Origin of the sequence: Halalkalicoccus subterraneus (genome assembly GCF_003697815.1) — an archaeon.
In the GTDB taxonomy this organism is placed as follows: Archaea; Halobacteriota; Halobacteria; order Halobacteriales; family Halalkalicoccaceae; genus Halalkalicoccus; species Halalkalicoccus subterraneus.
Genome location: NZ_RDQG01000037.1, coordinates 102,613 through 120,751 on the forward strand (window position 1 = coordinate 102,613; position 18,139 = coordinate 120,751).

Consider the following 18,139-nt stretch of genomic DNA (forward strand, 5'->3'; position numbering starts at 1 on the left):
ACACTCGCCAGTAGCGCAGGCTGTCTCCAACTGCTTGGCTTGAGTGGCTCGCCAACCGGTCTCAATGGTGGTCCTACGTTTCAAGACGTTCAACGGGAGGATGCTGACATCGTCGCCGAGTCCGCCAGCACTCTCGAAGCTGAAATCAATCGTGGTGGAGGACGCATTATCTGGATCCCATCCGATACAGCGATCGATCTGAGCGGCCGGAACCTCACGCTCCGCCATGTGACGATCGCTTCGGGCCGCTCGGACGATGGCTCGGGAGCGCTCCTCGCAACGTCGGATCGCGGTCGTGGCTCACCAACGATGAGCAACGCCCTCTTCACACTCGAGGAAGGGGGTCGCCTCACCGGCGTAACGATCCGTGGCCCACATTGGAACTACACTGCCTCACCAGTCATTCCCGGGTATATTCCATTCGCACCAGGTGAGACACGCCCTGAACGCGCCCGGTGGCGCAGTGACTGGTACGCGCGCGGTGTGTCGATGCAAGCCGACAGTAGCCAGTTCGATAACTGCGAGCTCTGGGGTTTTTCGACCGGCATCATGGTCGGCAGCCGGGAGTCACCAGCCTCACCGTCGATTCTCTACTCCGCGCTGCATAATTGCATGATGACCTCCGCCGGGTATCCGATTGACGTCAATCGGGGCACGCCGACGATCTACCGGTGTGCCTTTGACGCCTATCGCCACGCGATCTGCGGATATGGCACCGCTGACGCGGGCTATCTCGCGATCGAATGCGATTTCGGTCCTCACGCATCGAGCCATCCAATCGATATGCACCGGATCGGCGAGAACGAGAGTGGCGCGAACGATGAATCCGCGCTGCGGTGGCAATGGCGGGCGGGAGGAACGATGCTCGTCCGCAACTCGATCATCCGGCCGACGCGAGTCGTCGACCAACGCCATCACAACGGTGCGAACGCTGGACCGTACGAGCCCGACCCGTATATCAACCATAACCGTGGCGGCTTCACACCGCACGTCCTGATTCGGGGTGCACCGGCCGACGGGATCTATCTCGAGGGCAACCAGTGTGCCCACCCCGATCCAGAGACTGGGATCGACCAATCATCGTTCCCGGGTCGCCAGCGCATGAACGAGTTCGGCTGGCACAACATCTTTACCCAACAGAATCAGTGGGACGTCCCGTTCAGTCAGTAACGTCGTAGACCGTTCGATTCACTTCGATTCGCTCGAGAGTCCCCTCTATTGTTCCGGTAGTCGGTTGGATTTCGAACTCGTGATTCTCACCAGGCTCGAGATCACGGACGGTCACGAGCGTGGCACTGAGATACGCGTCGTTCGTCCCGTAGAAGATCACCTCGATATCGACGACGTTGATCGCTCGGTCGCTGACGTTCGTCGCTGTACCAGTCACGAGCAGCGAGCTATCAGTCGTTTGTTGGGCATCGGCCGTTATCTCGACGTCACTCGGATCGCGAGTAGTGGTTTCGTACTCCCCGTAGGTCTCGTTGTACTCGTCACGGTTGATCTGGGTAGCGTTCTCGTCAGGATGCTGCTGGCGCTTCGTGCTGTCTTTACTAGTTGTCTCGCTCGCGTTTTTTCGCTCAGTACCGCGCTCACTCGTATTGTCAGTATCAGCAGGTCCTTCAGAAGTCGTGTTCTCCTGTGACCTATTATCAGTACCACCGGTAGGACGTTCTTCGTCATCATCATCTTCCCACCAGCGGGTTCCGATACACCCGGAGAGGGAGACTAGCGTCCCGATACTCCCGAGAACTTTCGCGAATTGCCGTCGTAAGATCATTGTCTGTCGAGTCTGTTGATAATCTACTATTGAGCTCCTCTCCGTCCTCCGTTAGTCAATCCCGACGCCGATTCCTAAGAGGAGAAACAGCCAGTAGAACACGAACAGTCCGAAATTGCGAATACTGAATCGAGGTAGCTCATCACCCACGCCCACGAACAGGACCCCGCCAGCAGTGGCCAAAAACAGAGCTGCAAGGACTCCCCACTGACCGACAAGGAAGATAGCAAGGACGACTGTTCCAAGCCCGATTACTTTCGCGGCACCAGCGTTCGTTGAACTCAGAAATCCCATTACTGCCCTAGTTCTAATAGTACTCTAATATTAATCTTGGGTCAGACAGAGCCGAGAAACGTGGTTGCAAGACGACTCGATCGCGAGTTATCAATCCGATTCCTGTTCCCGCCGAAGACAGCGCTGGGCGTGCAGCAACATTCCGCGCCACGTAAATCCGTTCGTCTCTTTCGTCTCCGAGAGTTCCTCGTACTGTTCGAGCGGGACTTCGATTAGAATGGATTTCATTTCGTCCTCGTCGGAAGCGTCCGCTTGGCCGCCATCCGGGAAAATCCTCGTCTCGTCGTCGGTATGTGATCGATATTTGGATTTCATTGTATCGAGAGTGAGTATGGGTTCGATACCAGAGCTCTGCAGAGCCATTCGTTCGCGGCCCCATTAGTCTTAGCAAAGATTTATCACCGTTGACTATTGTACTAGACTTATAGTAAACTAATACTGATACAATAGTGGACGAGGACGAACAGCGAATCCTAACCAGAGTATTCCCACACGAACCACACAAACTTCAAAATTCCATGTCATCGACAGGCGATACCCCTCCCGAAGACGAGCCGACAGACGACCAACCACCTCTACACCCACTCATCGCACGCGTGATGAACGTGTTCCAGGGCCCGACACGGGTTCCAACAGCGTACCTTGCGGCAGGAACCGCCATTGGCCTCCTGGTAGTTATCGCGAGCACACCCGCTGCAGCCCAGGAGTTCTGCGATGATCCCGCCGGACAGTTGTTGATCTCGATCGAGACGATGCTAATCAACTACGGGACGATGCTGTTGTTCCTCGCTTTCCTGATCGGCGTTGCCATGTGGGCGCTGACACCCATCTTTGCCGGGCAGAGTGCGATCGGACTGGGAATGATCCTGCTCTCGTTCGGGGCAGCAATCGCCTTCGTCGTCGGCACCCAGTTCTTTGGGATGACCTTCGAGATCGCCGGCGCCGGTGGTCAGAGCTGCTCAACCGTCCTCAACTAACCACAGACTCTCGACCCTCGTGATTCGCTACCCGGACTAATCGCCTATGGATACGCCACTGAACCCGCGTCGACTCGTCGTGATTATCCTCATCATAGGTCTTGCCATGACCTCGATAGCTGGTCCTGTCGCTGCTGCTTCAGAGACGACTGCTACGCTCGATATTGACGGAATCGTTCTTCAGACCGACGCAGGTGATCTCACCGACGACAACGAGAGTGACGGTACCACCTCAAACGAGGATGATGACGAGTCGAATGTAACAGCAGAGGATCTGGAAGAGCTCCCGATCGACGTCGACGAAGACGAGGTCAACCTCGAGGAGATCAACAACGAATCTGCGGACAACGCGACCAACACTACCAACGGAACTAACGCCGAAAACGGGGGCGGCACACCACAAATCGGCGGCGGTGGTGGAACCGGCAGTATCGGTCCGAGCCTGTCGCCCGAAGAGAACGCCAAGGATCTCGCCGAGTGGCTCCGAGGGCAACTTCGCGGGGCGACCGTCTACCTCGTCGACGAGGTGATTAACGACATGCTGGGGACGCCTACGCCCGAGAATGACGGGTGGCACGGCATCCTCGGCCAGCCTGTTGGCGAGACGTACAGCGATCTCTACGAAGAGGTCTATATGCAGATGATCCTGCCACCGGCGTTCCAGTTCATGATCATCGGGTTCATCTTCTTCACCCTGTTTGTCGTGCCGTTTTCGCCGATGACTGGCCAGCGCGTCTGGTCGGTATTGCTCGCGATGTTCGGCGCCGGAGCGTTGGTGATGCTCAGCTGGAACGTCGCGTCGTTGCTCCATCACGTCTCGGATGCCGTGACGATGTGGTTCCTCCCCCAGGGTGAGGAGATCCTCGCGAGTGGCGACCCGAACAATCCCTTCTCCGAGGAGAATATCAAGCTGAATGCTGGGCCACTAGCAGTCGGTCTCGGAGTCTACCTCGCGAGTTGGAATGTCGGGTTGATGTTGGCACTGATTCACGGGATCCGCCACGCAGTGTTATTTCTCATGCCGACGATACTACCGATCATCCTCGTCGGGATGTACTTTGGGCCCCGAACGTCGAAAGCAGCGTTCTCGGTGCTGTTCTGGCAGTATATCGGCCTACTGGTGATGAACTGGCCGACGGCACTCCTGCTCTCGATCGGCTATCACGTCGGCTTTGACTTCGGCATGGGCGCTGCAGGATCGCTCGCGAATATGGCGGTGACGATCGGCGTGATCATCCTCGCGGTCGTCCTGCCGCTGACGATCCAGACGTCGTTCCTTGGGGGATCGTTGGTCGCGATCATCACGAAAGGGTCAGTGCTGTCAACGGGCATGAACACGGCCCGACGAGTCCTACCGTCGCGCGGGGATACCTCTCGATTGAAACGGGGTGGAGGCTACATCAATCCCGTCTCCCGGTTCACTCGCGATCGATCCACCAACAGCAATCGTCAGCGCCGACAGGACGTTGCAGCGACTGACGGCGGTTCGTCGACCCAATCACGACTGACGAACTACTCCCAGTCTCACTCCCGATCAACCCCCTCTCGACAATCGGGTCCTTCTCGTAGTCAGCAAGACGCCGGCAGTATCGACGCCCGACGGCGGGAACGCTACCGTCGCCTTCGCCGAAATAGGTCTGATTGACAATGAGCACAGGAACTGACCAGCAGCGAGCAGCGGACAGACGCAAAGTTCTCCCAAACCGATTGACCGGCCAGCGAATCGCCGGCGTCTCGAAAGTCGCGATTTACGCTGGCGGTGGCACAGCCGCGATGACGTGGTTCGCCGCGGATATGTATGTTCCACCGGGCTACCGAAGTCCGGTCTACGGGCTTGCACTCTGCATGTTCGTTGGCTCAATCATCGCCTCGTTTCACACGCCGAATCACCTCTCGGTTCACGAACACCTGCGGCGACGCATTACCCATCATACTCGACAACATACCATGCTCAGTGCACGCAACGGCAGCAAGAAAGCACAGCCCACCAACGACACGCTTCCCGGTCGGATCGTTCGACTCCCAATCATCCGAAATGTCCGTGGAATCGGTGTCGACGAGGCAGAACGCTCGCAGGACGCCGTGCAGGTCTCCCGCCCGTTCCACAATTCGTCGGCCATCGAAACGGCTGATGGCGGTGTGATCGGCGCGATCAAGGTTCGCCCGGCGGCGATGGCGGTCGCCGACGAAGGCCACTGGACACGCCGTGTGGAGCGCCTCGCGAACGTCATCGACTCATCAGTCACCGCGAGGACGCAGTTCACCTCGAAGATGCGAGCCGTCGATTACGGCGACCGGATGGGTACGTACGACAATCGCGAGCAAGAGCTCCTTGACAAGCTTGCCGCGAAACACGGCGATATTGATACAGCCTACCGGAAGGCTCGCAATAGTGAGATCAATCGAGAGGATCTCGGTCTCTTAATTGGGGCTGACCTCGCTGATGAGCGCCAGAGCGTGATTGATCTATACGACGTCACCACGCTCAAGCGCAACTACTACGTCACGATCAAGATCGAACCAGCGGACGTCGTCACGGAGGACAATGTTGAGGCGGGCGGCGGGATGGCGAACGTCCCGCTATTGGGCCGCCTCTGGAAGTACAAGGAACTCCGTGATCTCCGCCAGGAGGGCGACCACACGCAAGTAATGGTCGAACGGCTTGAGAACAAACTCGAGACGCTTGAGTCGGACCTCCGGACGATTGAGGACATCAGTACGCGAATCCTCTCCTCAACCGAGCTTTCGCAGGTCTTCGCCGATCACTATCAGGCGGCTAACGCGTACGTGAACGACAACTTTGGCGACGTCGTCCGGCTCTCACCGAAGCCGACCTCCAGTGAGGGAACGGCGATGTACGGTGTCGACCACGATCATCTACGCGACCTTCCCAATGGCCCGATCGGCGAGTCCAACGGCGCTGTCGAACCTCAAACGCCCGGCGAGACATCCCAAATGGTCGATCAGGGGGACGACGGCAATCGCCATATAGTCCCCACTCGCAGTGACCAATCCAACGAGCCCAATGACGAGGGCATCGTCAATACGGCGAAGAGCACTGCGAGCTCCTTTGCTGATCGAGTCGCGAAGATCAACGATAACCCCGTTGCCGACGTCATTCTCACGAAAGAGCAGCTGGTCGACCACTATCAGACGGTTGTCGGCCCCAAAGACGGCATTTACCGCGGCAACGAGAATTGGATTACGATCGACAACGCCGTCTACAGCAAGACACTCTCGATCCGCGAATGGCCCGCCGTCCCCAAGATGGGCATCCTCGAGCCGATTCTTCGAGAACATGAACCCGGCGTCGCGGTCAACGTCGCGACCCACATCAATCCGATTGACCAGCAGCGTGCCGAAATCGAACTCTCAGACACGGAAGACCAACTGAAGGACAAAAAGGAGAAGGCCGAGGACTCCCGGCTGCCGATGTTCCTGCAGACCTACCGGAAACAGCACGACGAGGCCCAGGAGATGGTCGAGGCGAACCAGGATTCGGAATACGACCTCTTCGAAACGAACACGCATATCGAACTCCGAAGCGACGACCCCGAAGCCCTCGGTCGGACCATCGATCACATCAACTCGATGATGAACGACGAGGGCGCCGAAGCCCGTCAAGAAACAGCCCACCACTTCGAGGGGTGGCAGTCAGTCGCGCCCGTGTGTGATGATAAGCTCGAGGAGCCGATCATGATGTTCGCCGACGGTGTGGCCCGTGAGTTCCCCTGGACGTCGCGAAATCTCCATGAACCGAACGGCGTCGAGTTCGGGATCAATATGCACACGAACGAGCCGCTGTACTTGGACCTCTGGAACCGCAAGACTGGCTTCGACTTTGGGATCTTCACGAAGAAAGGCGGCGGCAAGACGACGACTGCCACGGAGATCCTCGGCCGGCTAAACATGGTCTATCGCGATGATCTCATGACGATCATTATCGACCCACTGCAGGAGTATGCGAACCTCGCGACTGTCCACGACGGCGAGCGTCTTGTCGTCGGTGGGGATACGGGCATCAACCCGTTCCATATCGAGGCGACACCTGAAGAGAAGCTCGCGACCATCGGCAAGGGCGCACCGTACAAGCACTGGCTGGAGGGCTGTATGGACTTTGTCGAGATGTACTACGCCGACGAGGGTCTGGACTTCGCCGAGAAGAAGGGGATCTGGCGTATGGCGATTCGAGAAGCCGCCGAGCGCTATGGGATCGAAGACGATCCGCAGACCCACTCAGCAGACTATCGTCGGGAACAGGGCTATTCGGGTGACTGCCCGACGCCAATGGACGCGATCGAGATCATCGACGAGATGACCGACGAGCCTGAGGAGTGGGTTCGCTCGAAGCCCGGGCAGGATCCCTCCGAACGAAAAGTTGAGGAACGAGAGGTCACGGCCGTCGACATCATCAACAACGATATCCAACCGTTCCTCCCCGGCGGCGAGTACGAGCACTTCACGAAACAGACTGATATCGAGCTTGAGGATTCGACGTTCTTCTACGTCGATATGCAGCAACAAGAGGCCAGTACATCGATTGGTCTGACGATGCAGGTCGTCTACGACCTCTTCTACGAGATGGTCAAAACAATCGACATTCCGTCGGTGATCTTCATGGACGAGTTCCACTATATGCTGCGGGACTCGCTGGCCCAGAAATCGCTCAATCAGAAGTTCCGTCATGGTCGCCACTGGGACCTCTCACTCGGCGTCGCCACGCAGTCGTTCAAGGATTTCTTTGGCGAGGACGCTGACGGTAACACCCACCTCACGGACAACGCCCAAGTCCTGTTCGAGAACATGCCCACACAAATCTTCCACCAGGAGGATATGAGCGACGAGTGGGCCGAGGAGATCGGGCTCACATCAGACGAAGCCAGATTCATTCGAAATGCGGAGCCGGGTAATCGTGAATTGGGTTACTCAACGGCCCTACTCCGGGTTTCGGACAAAGGTACCTACCCGTTGAAAGTCAAGATGGACTTCGAGGAGAATCCCCGCGAAGCTGTCGTGACGGAGTTCGATCCCTCGGAACATGGCGAGGATTTCTACTCGTATCTCCTCGAGCACGACGACATCTGTGAATGGCGCTTCGCCCCGACGACAGACGGCAAGGTCGCCACCAACACGGAGATCACAGCAACGGGCACGAACACGTCTGGAGACGCTGTCGAGCAGAACCAGAGGCCACAGCGTACCGACGTTAGTGCTACGGGGGACGACTGAATGGGTCGAATCGCCTCGGCACTGATCCGCGACGATGTCCGTCGGTCGGTCGCCCGGAAAGTCCCGGCCCTTCGCGACGGCGGCTCGGATGCCTACGACACGCTGCAGCTGACCAATGACGTAATCAACGAACTCGAAGAGGCCCGTGCCGAACGTCGCGCAGTCCACGTCCTTCCACACAAAGAGGGTGGTGGGATTCCGAAGGCGGTCGACCTGCTAACGTCGGTTCACCCGATGCGGACTGGGACCAGTACTGACTCGCGCCCAGCCCACGCTTTCGAGATCCGCAACATCAACGAGCAGATCGGCTTCCAATGGGTGATGGGCGGCGAGAAATACCAGAACCGGCTGGCCCGGCAGCTCGAAACGTTCTACCCCGACAGCCACATCGAAGTCGACGAACTACCCGAGCCCGAGCTTCTCCCATTCCGCGAGGACTGGCATCTGGCCGCCGCTCGCCTCGAGCTAAAACTCCAAGGCAAGAAGGAACGCTACTATCCGATCAAGCACATCGACGTCGAGGGCTTCGAGAACGATCCCTACGGCTCGATCACCAGCGAAATGGTCGGCGAGCGTGAAGCCGAGACAGTCACGAACGTCGCGACACAGGTGGTCTTCCGCCCAGCACCCAGCGACTGGTACAAGGGTGGTGTCCTAGAGCCCTCGATTCACGACGTCGCCGACGACTTAGAGGAGAACGTCCAGCCGGCCGATACGAAGGACATCGTTCGGGGAATGTTCACAAAAGAGGGGGTGGATCTTTCAGAGGTTCGCACCCAAAAGCGCGGGACAAACAAGAAGACCACAGCGGCTGCTGACGCCGTCCGCCGCCAAGCCGGACAGAAGGGCTATGAGGTCGACATTCGGATCGTCGCGGTCGGTCAGGACCCAGAGACGGCGATCAGCCGCGTCGACGAGACGGCCGATATGTTTGAGGGGTACTACGATTCGGACACCCAGCAGGGGTTCGATTGTGTCCCGATGAGCGGCGAGGATCTCTTGAAGCTCGTCCAACTCGCGATGCGCCGCGAATACGTCGATCATGGCATGACGATGGGGGTTCGAACCGCGGCAGGCGTGGTTCACGTCCCGAACGAGTCGATCAATACCCAGAACGTCAGTTGGACTCGCACATCGAATGCTGGGGACGTCCCAGCGGACTCCCCGCGCTTTAGCGAGTGGCTGAGCCCAGCACTTGGCTGGGATACACCGGATCGATCGGTGAAACGGGATCCCGATAAGTGGATCTACGCCATCAATCAGTCCCAACCAACAGAAGCAGCGATTGCAGCAGTAACTGAGCAGGACCAAGAAACGCAGGCGACCGGTGAACAGCCCGACCAGACGCAATCAGACAGTACGGAGGCAGTATACTAATGACACACTCTAATGCATCCACCGACGACGAATCGGACGCAGAAATCGACTCCCCTCGTTTCGACGACTGGGTACAACCCGCGACCAACTGGGAGGCGTCGGATCGATCAGCGACAACAGATCCAGAAGAGTGGGTGTATGCGATCGATCAACTCCCACCGGATATCGAAGAACCCACGGCAGGCACAGTACGCGAACAGCACCAGCAGTCAGCCGAGCAACCGAATGGAAATGACCACTCGGATTCGACGGAGGGAGACAACTAATGGGACTATTCAATTCATTCACCAGCGACGACGAAAACGAGACTGAAGCGGACGACAACAACGAGACGACCCAAGTAGCGAGTGATGGAGAGTACGACCCGACTCGACCAAAACGGATCAACGGCAAAGAGTGGTGGATCGAACGCATCGACGAGGTCTCCAACGAGGTCGAAACCTACGCCGGCGAATGGCCCCGAGCGATGATCGAAAACGCCGCTAAAAAGCCCTACCAGCCAGTTTGGGTGGGCTGTTCCGAACGGACGGGCCGAGAGTTCGGTGTCGAATTCTCTCGGGCGTTCCGCCATATTGCCTACCTCGGTAGTACAGGAACCGGCAAGACAACGGCGATCTACAACTCTGTAACCCAACTCATGATGGGCGGTCATGGCGTCGCGATCGTTGATCCAAAGGGTGACGACATCTACGACCTCTTGCGTCGAGTTCCGAAACGGCGTTGGGACGACGTCGTCTACGTCGACCTCGGCGCTGACTACTATTCGCTCGAAGATGAAGAGACGGGCGAGGACGTCCCATATCAGATCGGGTTCAATATTCTGGACACGTACCACGATCCCGGTGAGCCTGGCTTCGACGAGGAAATCGAGTGGATCGTCGCCGACCTGATCGAACTGCTCGCTGCCGGCGAGTACTGGGGGCCACGCATGGACCGGATCGCGAAAAACATGATCCGCGGAATGGCCCGCCACGAGGAAGAGTTCACCATCATCGAGATCTACTATGCCTTGCTTGAAGAGGAAAACCGCCAGCAGTACGCGGATCTGATCGGCGATTCGATTGACGACGATGACATCATGTTCCTCGAGGGATTCACCCGACGAATCGCCGAGGAATTGAGCGACGACGAACTGGACCCGTTGCTCGGGCGGCTGAAAGACTGGGTCGAGAACCCGATCACCCGGAAAATCATCGCGATGCGCGGCGCCGAGGTCACGCTAGGCCAGATCGTCAACGAGCAGAAGATCCTGATTGTCAACAACGACCTCCCAAAGGAAGCGAAGATCATGACTGCTAATGCGGTTGTGAGCGGCATCTGGACCGCCGTCACCTCTCGGAAAGACCCGTCCGAACAGCAGATGATGGAACTCGCTGGAATGGACAATGTCGGTAGTGAGTATGCGCCCTTTTTCCTCGCGATCGACGAGTGTCACTCGGTCCTCACCGATGGTGACGAGATCGAGACGATGCTCATGGAAGCCCGCTCAAAGAAACTCGGGTTGATGCTTTCGACGCAGGTCCTCAGGTCACTCCCGGACGACGCGGCGGATGCAATTATCTCCAATTGCAACACGATTCTCTCGCTCACACCAAATCATCCCGAAGAGGCGCGTGAGATCGCAAACCGATTCGGTGGAATGGATACTGAGGATTTGCAGCGAACACCCGATTACCATGCACAGACGCAACTCAACAGTGAGGATGATCCGTTCCTAGCGAAGCTCATCCCACCGTATCCACCATGCCATACCATCGAAGAAGCATACGAGCTAATCGTCACTTCGCTTGAGAACTACGGCTCGCCAGTCCAAAGTGGCGAGGAGATTCTCGACGAAATGCACTTCGATGCCGGTGGGGCGATTTCGTCCAAGACGACTGAAGCAGGTGCCAGTAACGACGGCGAGGAACAGATCGATGTGACGAGCGACCCCGCCGAGCAAGCGCTCTATGAAGCGGCTTACACAGTCCAGATTAAGCGAGATGCGATCGGTGAATACGTCGAGAGCGAGGCAGTGAAAGACGAGTGGCGACGCCGAGCCGGTGAGCTCGGCTTCTCATCGGAAGTGTCGAACGTAATTGAGCAAGCACCTGATGAGTATCTCCAACGCCAACGTCGGGATGGTGATTCGGTGATGAAGGTGACACCAGAGGGCCTCGAATATGCAGGACTAGCCCAAGACACCGGCAGCAGTGCAAGCGGTGGCGGCGACGAACACCGGTGGGTACTCACGGAAGCGTATCGCGCGTTCACGAAGCTCGGGATGTTCGTCGAACTCCCGACCCAAGAGGGCGAGGAGGATCCAGATGGAATCGCCGATCTCCCGATCGATCCGATGAATGCTCAGAATCCACGGGAAATGCACCAGCGAGAGGAACGGCTGCAAGACGAGTATCCTCACCTCTACGAGCTTACCGACGGGTTGAACATCAGTATTGAGGCCGAAACCTCGACGTTAGAGAAGCCGATGCAGACGCTAACGAATCTGCGGAAAGCGATCGACGAGCACAAATTGTGCGTCTTCGCGTGTAAGGACGGGACAGCTAACCACGACCGGTTTGACTACTGGCCGCGGCGGGGTGAGGGAATCATCTACGACACCACGGGCCGAGGAGCGAATCGGACGATCAACTACGACCGGATGACGTTCGCTGCTGACGTTGACGAGGAAGACAATCGGACGTTCTATAACAAAGTCGAAACGCTCGCTGTCGCGCCGGACATGTACGCACTGCGTCCACGAAGTGAGGCTAATCTCGTCTGGCGTGAAGAGGACGAAGAGATCGTGATGAGCGATGAAGATGGAACTGAGCACGCTCGTTTCGAGAGTCGTGAGGCGGCGGCTGATCCATCGAAATCGAACGTCCCTGCTTACTCCGAGTACGATGCCTCTGAGCGTGAGTACACGGTTCGAACCAGTGGTGAGAAGCTGGTCTATGGCTCGCGCGAGGAGTTAGAAGACGACTGGATGGTGGTTCGAGCACCCTTCATTCCCGAAAACGAGTTCGACCGGATGCCAACATCGGAGGACTTCCTGTTTGTGGTGTTCCCCGACAACGACACCGAGGAGTACACCGAGCCGATGATCTGTAAACAGGACAAGACCCGGCCACTGCTGCCAATGGACACCTCTTGGGACACAACGGAACGGCTAGGCGCAGATAAAGAAGAGAGAACTGAAGCAACACCAGCAGAAGTGCATGAGAAGGTCAAGAGTGTTGAGGCTGAGAACGTCGATACGAACGGTACTCCTAGAGGGGAAAGCGAGGAGCAGAACAATCACAGCGGCGAAGATGAGGCTACTGAAGAGTCTGCTACCGGGTTCACCTTTGAGAACATGACATAGCTCACCTGGTTGCCTTCACCCCTCCTACCGATGTCTGTCTAAGTACTGAGCGAGGTCAGCATCGTGTTCTTCAATGAGGTAATCACGAATCCCAAGCATCCCGACACGCAATTCTTGAAATTCTTTCTCTCGGTCCGACGCTTCCTCTTCATTGGCGGTATCCGTTACCTGTGTCTCGAATGAGTTGATGCGTGCTTCTAGTTGTTCCACCTTATCGGAGAGATCTAGTGACTCGTCACGGGCCTCGTCGAGTTGAACAGCAGCTTCTCTCCCGGCGTCAGTGAGGGTCGCAACTTTAGGTTGAATCCGGCTGTTCTCTGGATCAGGTTGGTGGAGCTCGACAAGGCCAGCAGGCTCCAATTTATCATTAAGTCGATATAGTACCACGTTGTTGTCTTCAATCCCTGTCTGGCCCCGAATCTCAGCGGTGTTAGCGTCTCCACCGTGCTGGTGGATTGCTCGGAGAACTTCTTGTGCTTTCCAGTCAAATTGCGAGAGATCGACGTCCATACTTCATGTACTAAATCAGGACATATAGTAGTTGGTATCAAAATAAGGACTCAGAAATACTGAATCAAATTCTAGGAATCTATATTAAGAGCCCCATTCAGAGTGATTCTGAATACAAAAATCGGCGCGTTAGCTAAGAGTAGGAAAAGGTACCCAGTAGGTCGAGAAGGAGGATACCCCCAGGTGCTGGTGCACAAGCGAGCTAACAAACCCTCAGGAAAAATAAGTGAATCACCAAATAGAGACCACTGGGAGTCCATCTCGAGACAGCAAAGCCGGGAGTCAGACTGAGCTCAGATAAAGGGGAGTCCCCAAAGCGAGAGCACCAGTACAAGAGCAGACCTCACAGTACAGAACTAGACAACGAAAGAAGAAACCTACTCGATCCGAGAAAAGAAGAGCGACTCTAAGAAGGCGATAGGACAGGGCCAATCCAGCACCAATGAAACGAGTAGTGATACAGCAGCAATGAGGAGTCGATCAGCACGAGACCAAGGTATCTTCACCTCAATAGCGGCGTGTCTTAGAAACTATCGGAATAGAGAGCTGTTCATCGGAAGCGCTGTGTTAAACAGAGCAGTAGCAAGCCTCGTTCACTATTCCGAATAGTCAGTCATCCCGTTGGTACAGAAGACTCTAAAAAAGACGACGAGGGGACACCGATTTCCACACTGATTGGTAGGTGAGCGAGCACTGACAGGGGTCCAGGGAGAGCGAAGCAAGTGTGGGGTCCCCACGAGCGAAGACTGAAGAATAGCAGAGGTACCTCGACACAAAATCTCCAACTAGGTTTCAGCAGAGCCTGGGTATCCATTTCTCTCAGTAGCGGGTACCTCATCAGCGAAATGGGGTACAAGCGATCAGCGACAGATAACAGCGACAGGAGCAATAGACACACTCACAGCCGGATCGATGACTCCACAGGCACCAAAGCTACTCCCAAAAAAGTAGTGTTGAGAGAGCCGTTGCTTCGACAGTACTAGCCGAGACTGAGTAAGAGCAAGACACTACCACAGGGCAGCTGTCTGACTCCCAGAGAAACCTAGTACCAGTAGTCAAGAAAGCCAAGAGGAGAGATTGTACTACCAAGGTCTGAGGGAGTAGTCTATCAGTGCACATAGATCTATGACGTGGGACTCCCAGGAAGTACTAGCCTCTCGACTCCCCAGCCGAGCTGTGTAAGAACGACGGTGGCAGTGTTCAAGAGTACTATGCTCCGTCTGCGGTCGATCTGTTGAGTCCCCGTAAATCGTGATCTCATCTCTTAGGTTTGAGAAAGTAGCCTGTTATGAGTATCCGGAAGGGTGGGAACAGGGCCTCTGGCACTGAGAGGATGGGCGACGATCTACTGGCAGAATACTATCTGATGATAGTTCTCAGTGCACTTCCGTCGTCTAGAGAACTCTCTCAATTGATCGGAGATAGCGAGACAAGTAGATTGGACCCCTATAAGCACTAATGAGTGGACCCCAGTCGACTCTAGCACTGGTGGAGTCCTGTTCTAGTGAAGCGAGGATTCCTCGAGATTGTAGCTTGTTCCGGAAGCATCGTACGCGCCAAATCTTCAGATGAATAGCGTCTCAGTACTTGTTCAGACGAAGGTTCATGACTGCGAGGACCGATTGACTCGGCGAAATATGGTCGAAAAACCGTGATAAGAGTTCTATGATACCCTCTCAGTAGCGAAGCGTAATTGAGTATCTGGTGGCTCTGGTTAAGCCCAATTCCGCAGTAAGCGTAGTATGTTGGTGTGTGGTACCAACGGAAAGAGTTATACTATGTTGGCACGCTACACCAACATAGGTAGCATAGATGGGATCGACGGTCATCTACGAGGATTCAGACACGCTCAACGATGGTTCTCGGTACGAGATGACTGCGACCGCCATTGCGAAAAGCGACGACTATCCAGAGGGGGTCAAGTACCGATTCCAATACATGGCCGAAGATGGTCGGACCCTCTTACGGTTCGACAACTTCCCGGACCACCCAGGTGTCGGCCGCCATCACTACCATACGCCCACTGGTGTCTACGACGACATCGAATACACCGGCCTGAAAGACCACGCCCAGACGTTCTATAACGAAATGGACGACCGTCGCAAGAGGTGACCTACTATGCCCAATAAACCCAACACAAACACACCCGATGACACTGACGACGCCAACAGTATTGACTCCAAAGACGAGGAGATCGTCATGAACGACGTCGAAGCCGATGCGGATTTCCTCGAGGATCGTGACCCCGAGGACTACCCCTCGATACTGCGGATCACGTCCGACTCCGAGGAAGCACATCGCCAAAATGCGCTTGATCGGCTTGACCGCTGGGAAGCCGGCGAGGAAGTCCCGCACGTCATCAACTTCCAAAACCCAAGTGACCTCCGAGCACTACTGACTGACCGTCGTGTTGAGCTCCTCCGGAGTATTATGGCCGAGCAGCCAGACAGCATCCGTCAACTGGCTGATCGCTTAGAACGTGATGTCAAGACGATCCACAACGATCTCCAGATTCTCGTAGAGTACGATATTGTACACTTCGAGCAGGCTGGCCGGGCAAAACGCCCGTTCGTTCCCTATGATACAATTGAAGTCAATCTCGAGATCTCGACGCCGCATTCGACGGATGATGCTGCCCCAGCTTGATACTCTCTTGTCCTGAAGAATGATGTCTCAAAAATGGTTAGACTGTTAGGCTCTGGTGAATCGCTAGACAATAGCCGAATTGGGGTGGTCGGCTATGAGAATTGGAGCAAATAACCATCAGACCTCGATCGATAGGATGGGCCGTGAATAGACACATCGGAGGAACAACTACGGCCACTTATTACCAGCAGAACCTCCCGACCTACAGCGATTCACCAGACCCGAGTAAAATTAGAAATGGGAGATGAGGTGCTAGCCGTTAGAGTTTCACACCGACGTCTTCTGTTTCGAGGACATCAGGGAGTGGTTCCTCGCGGGTGCCCGTGATATCGCTTAGGACTTCCTTCAGGTACGCGTTGAAGAGTTCGGGATTCTCGCTCATCGGGAAGTGGCCGATATCGGCCATTTCGACGGCGGTCGCGCCTTCACCGACGCCTTCAGCGACCTCACGTCCATCATCGGGATCGGTTAGGTAGTCGTACTCGCCGTTCACGGCATACAGGGGACACTCGGTTGCATCGATTTGGTCGAGTTTGTCCCGGTAGTCGTGGTCGACAGAGTAGTAGTAGAGGTCACCCTTGAAGACACCAGTAGCACCCTGTTCGTAGTGATACATCGTCTCACGTCGGGTCTGCTCAGGACTCTGCTTCGCCATGAGCCCCCAGCACGAGTAGGCGTTGACTTCGGTCGTGTTCACCTGTGGGTGGTCAAGCCAGTCGATGTGGAACCCCGGACTGTGAGCACCACACTCCAACCCGATGAGTGCTCGGAACTCCTCGGGGTACCAGTCGGCGAGTTCGAGAGTGATGTTGCCGCCCATACTCGACCCCATGTAGATTGGGTTGTCGAGATCAAGTGCGTCAGAGATGCTGACGATGGTCTCAGCGAATTGTTCAGCATTTAGTTCATAGTCTTCTTCCCACCATTCTTCGCTCTCCGGTGGGATGGACTTTCCGTGGAATGGGAGGTCGTAGGCGATGACACGGAATTGGTCCGTGATGTCTTCGTCGTCGAGAAGGTGACGCCACTCCTGATTGTTACAACCGGCGGTATGCTGACAGAGGAGGGGAATACCGTCCTTCGGGCCGTTCTCCTCGAAGTAAACTCTGTGGTCAACACCATCAATTTCGACGTTAACGTACTTGCCCGTGATTTCCTCAATAGTACCGTGATCAGTCGTACTCATGTTAGAGCTCACCTCCGTTATTGTGCGTTTTCCGCATCAGGTCGAGAGCGCGCTGGAATGCACGTAGATTCTGGAAAATTTTCTTGTTGCTCCCCGTCAGCTGAAGGTGGTCTTCCTCTTCTTTGACGGCAGACCGATAGTGCGATGCGATAATCTCGTGATTGAACGCAGGCGGAACCTCCTGAACGAACTCTTTCCAGGCCTTACGGCTCCCTTCGACGCCGAAGGACCATTGGTTGTTCATTCCCGGTTCGGGAATAACATCGTCGACTTTCCCGTGCTCCACCTGAATTAGAAACCGCTCGTCGCCGATCTCGACGTAGAAGTTCTCGTTGAATTTGTCGTGGCCGCGCACTTCCATCTCGTCATCGTTGTTGACCACTTCTTGGTAGTGTTCCCACCAATCATGATCTCCAAGATCAGCGTTTGTCATGTTTTACCACACCATAGTATTTGGGAGTGTCATATAAATGAGTTAGCAATACGGACAGGTTTTCAATCTCACAAAGGTACATATGGCCAACTATATTATGAGTTAATATATGTGGCACTGTCTAGTTCTGGACCTCCTTGATCGGTGTTCTACCATTGAGAGCTTGATGCGGTCTGTGGCAGTTGTAGTAATGCGGCTCTGGTGAATCACTAGATAGCGTCGGCTCCGACCGTTAGAACTAGGGAAATGAAGCGGGAAACCGTCTATACGGCCGTGGTGAATCGCCAGACGTAGTTTGATTTCACTGGTTCACGGTCTGCCTGATGTTGTGGACGGCACACATCAAGACGAGTTCTCGGAACTC

Annotated in this window: 15 protein-coding genes; 9 read left to right on the forward strand and 6 right to left on the reverse strand. The window is 55.7% G+C overall.

Annotated features, from left to right (window positions below; genetic code table 11):
• Nucleotides 1-309 precede the first annotated feature (309 nt).
• Nucleotides 310-1,170, forward strand: a complete 861-nt coding sequence (locus EAO80_RS10315; protein WP_162993967.1) for a hypothetical protein — start codon at nt 310-312, stop codon at nt 1,168-1,170.
• On the opposite strand, the gene EAO80_RS10320 is transcribed toward EAO80_RS10315, so the two are convergent.
• From EAO80_RS10320 to EAO80_RS20345, 3 genes are all read right to left on the reverse strand, one after another.
• Nucleotides 1,160-1,777 carry an FxLYD domain-containing protein gene (locus EAO80_RS10320; RefSeq protein WP_122089811.1) on the reverse strand — a complete coding sequence of 206 codons (618 nt, stop codon included), beginning with the start codon at nt 1,775-1,777 and terminating at the stop codon, nt 1,160-1,162. The genes EAO80_RS10315 and EAO80_RS10320 overlap by 11 nt on opposite strands.
• A gap of 51 nt (nt 1,778-1,828) precedes the next feature.
• The gene (locus EAO80_RS10325) at nt 1,829-2,071 is read right to left on the reverse strand and encodes a hypothetical protein (protein WP_122089812.1); all 243 of its coding nucleotides are present in this window, start codon (nt 2,069-2,071) and stop codon (nt 1,829-1,831) included.
• Between the two features lie 90 nt (nt 2,072-2,161).
• The gene (locus tag EAO80_RS20345) at nt 2,162-2,299 is read right to left on the reverse strand and encodes a hypothetical protein (RefSeq protein WP_162993968.1); all 138 of its coding nucleotides are present in this window, start codon (nt 2,297-2,299) and stop codon (nt 2,162-2,164) included.
• Between the two features lie 290 nt (nt 2,300-2,589).
• Here EAO80_RS20345 and EAO80_RS10335 point away from each other — a divergent pair, with 290 nt between their 5' ends.
• The 6 genes from EAO80_RS10335 (at nt 2,590) to EAO80_RS10355 (ending at nt 13,000) form a co-directional block, all read left to right on the forward strand.
• Complete coding sequence (locus EAO80_RS10335; protein WP_245998565.1) at nt 2,590-3,048, forward strand: hypothetical protein; 459 nt, start codon at nt 2,590-2,592, stop codon at nt 3,046-3,048.
• 106 nt (nt 3,049-3,154) lie between these two features.
• The gene (locus EAO80_RS10340) at nt 3,155-4,693 is read left to right on the forward strand and encodes a hypothetical protein (protein ID WP_245998567.1); all 1,539 of its coding nucleotides are present in this window, start codon (nt 3,155-3,157) and stop codon (nt 4,691-4,693) included.
• A 2-nt stretch (nt 4,694-4,695) separates the two neighbouring features.
• The gene (locus tag EAO80_RS10345) at nt 4,696-8,277 is read left to right on the forward strand and encodes a VirB4 family type IV secretion system protein (protein ID WP_245998569.1); all 3,582 of its coding nucleotides are present in this window, start codon (nt 4,696-4,698) and stop codon (nt 8,275-8,277) included.
• The gene (locus tag EAO80_RS10350; RefSeq protein WP_122089816.1) at nt 8,278-9,654 is read left to right on the forward strand and encodes a hypothetical protein; all 1,377 of its coding nucleotides are present in this window, start codon (nt 8,278-8,280) and stop codon (nt 9,652-9,654) included.
• Entirely contained in the window at nt 9,654-9,920 is a 267-nt protein-coding gene (locus EAO80_RS19720; protein ID WP_162993969.1) for a hypothetical protein, read from the forward strand. The genes EAO80_RS10350 and EAO80_RS19720 overlap by 1 nt, the downstream gene beginning before the upstream one ends.
• Complete coding sequence (locus EAO80_RS10355; RefSeq protein WP_122089817.1) at nt 9,920-13,000, forward strand: type IV secretory system conjugative DNA transfer family protein; 3,081 nt, start codon at nt 9,920-9,922, stop codon at nt 12,998-13,000. The genes EAO80_RS19720 and EAO80_RS10355 overlap by 1 nt, the downstream gene beginning before the upstream one ends.
• Before the next feature lie 24 nt (nt 13,001-13,024).
• Here the strand turns inward: EAO80_RS10355 and EAO80_RS10360 are convergent, their stop codons facing one another.
• Entirely contained in the window at nt 13,025-13,510 is a 486-nt protein-coding gene (locus tag EAO80_RS10360) for a helix-turn-helix domain-containing protein (RefSeq protein ID WP_122089818.1), read from the reverse strand.
• Between the two features lie 1,812 nt (nt 13,511-15,322).
• Here EAO80_RS10360 and EAO80_RS10365 point away from each other — a divergent pair.
• Together EAO80_RS10365 and EAO80_RS10370 are read left to right on the forward strand one after the other, a co-directional pair.
• Nucleotides 15,323-15,622 (forward strand): toxin-antitoxin system TumE family protein, encoded by a 300-nt coding sequence (locus EAO80_RS10365; RefSeq protein ID WP_122089819.1) that lies wholly within the window; start codon nt 15,323-15,325, stop codon nt 15,620-15,622.
• Nucleotides 15,623-15,709: 87 nt separating this feature from the next.
• Nucleotides 15,710-16,156, forward strand: coding sequence for an HVO_A0114 family putative DNA-binding protein (locus EAO80_RS10370; RefSeq protein ID WP_245998571.1), 447 nt, complete (start codon nt 15,710-15,712; stop codon nt 16,154-16,156).
• Between the two features lie 259 nt (nt 16,157-16,415).
• Here EAO80_RS10370 and EAO80_RS10375 read toward each other — a convergent pair whose 3' ends face one another.
• Together EAO80_RS10375 and EAO80_RS10380 are read right to left on the reverse strand one after the other, a co-directional pair.
• Nucleotides 16,416-17,342, reverse strand: a complete 927-nt coding sequence (locus EAO80_RS10375; RefSeq protein ID WP_009367628.1) for an alpha/beta fold hydrolase — start codon at nt 17,340-17,342, stop codon at nt 16,416-16,418.
• Between the two features lies 1 nt (nt 17,343).
• The gene (locus EAO80_RS10380; protein WP_122089821.1) at nt 17,344-17,775 is read right to left on the reverse strand and encodes a hypothetical protein; all 432 of its coding nucleotides are present in this window, start codon (nt 17,773-17,775) and stop codon (nt 17,344-17,346) included.
• Nucleotides 17,776-18,139 lie beyond the last annotated feature (364 nt).

Bases quoted from the DNA above. Each gene is read 5' to 3' on its own strand.
- EAO80_RS10315 (WP_162993967.1), top strand. From the start codon at position 310: ATGAGCAACGCCCTCTTCACACTCGAGGAAGGGGGTCGCCTCACCGGC.
- EAO80_RS10320 (WP_122089811.1), bottom strand. From the start codon at position 1,777: ATGATCTTACGACGGCAATTCGCGAAAGTTCTCGGGAGTATCGGGACG.
- EAO80_RS10325 (WP_122089812.1), bottom strand. From the start codon at position 2,071: ATGGGATTTCTGAGTTCAACGAACGCTGGTGCCGCGAAAGTAATCGGG.
- EAO80_RS20345 (WP_162993968.1), bottom strand. From the start codon at position 2,299: ATGAAATCCATTCTAATCGAAGTCCCGCTCGAACAGTACGAGGAACTC.
- EAO80_RS10335 (WP_245998565.1), top strand. From the start codon at position 2,590: ATGTCATCGACAGGCGATACCCCTCCCGAAGACGAGCCGACAGACGAC.
- EAO80_RS10340 (WP_245998567.1), top strand. From the start codon at position 3,155: ATGACCTCGATAGCTGGTCCTGTCGCTGCTGCTTCAGAGACGACTGCT.
- EAO80_RS10345 (WP_245998569.1), top strand. From the start codon at position 4,696: ATGAGCACAGGAACTGACCAGCAGCGAGCAGCGGACAGACGCAAAGTT.
- EAO80_RS10350 (WP_122089816.1), top strand. From the start codon at position 8,278: ATGGGTCGAATCGCCTCGGCACTGATCCGCGACGATGTCCGTCGGTCG.
- EAO80_RS19720 (WP_162993969.1), top strand. From the start codon at position 9,654: ATGACACACTCTAATGCATCCACCGACGACGAATCGGACGCAGAAATC.
- EAO80_RS10355 (WP_122089817.1), top strand. From the start codon at position 9,920: ATGGGACTATTCAATTCATTCACCAGCGACGACGAAAACGAGACTGAA.
- EAO80_RS10360 (WP_122089818.1), bottom strand. From the start codon at position 13,510: ATGGACGTCGATCTCTCGCAATTTGACTGGAAAGCACAAGAAGTTCTC.
- EAO80_RS10365 (WP_122089819.1), top strand. From the start codon at position 15,323: ATGGGATCGACGGTCATCTACGAGGATTCAGACACGCTCAACGATGGT.
- EAO80_RS10370 (WP_245998571.1), top strand. From the start codon at position 15,710: ATGAACGACGTCGAAGCCGATGCGGATTTCCTCGAGGATCGTGACCCC.
- EAO80_RS10375 (WP_009367628.1), bottom strand. From the start codon at position 17,342: ATGAGTACGACTGATCACGGTACTATTGAGGAAATCACGGGCAAGTAC.
- EAO80_RS10380 (WP_122089821.1), bottom strand. From the start codon at position 17,775: ATGACAAACGCTGATCTTGGAGATCATGATTGGTGGGAACACTACCAA.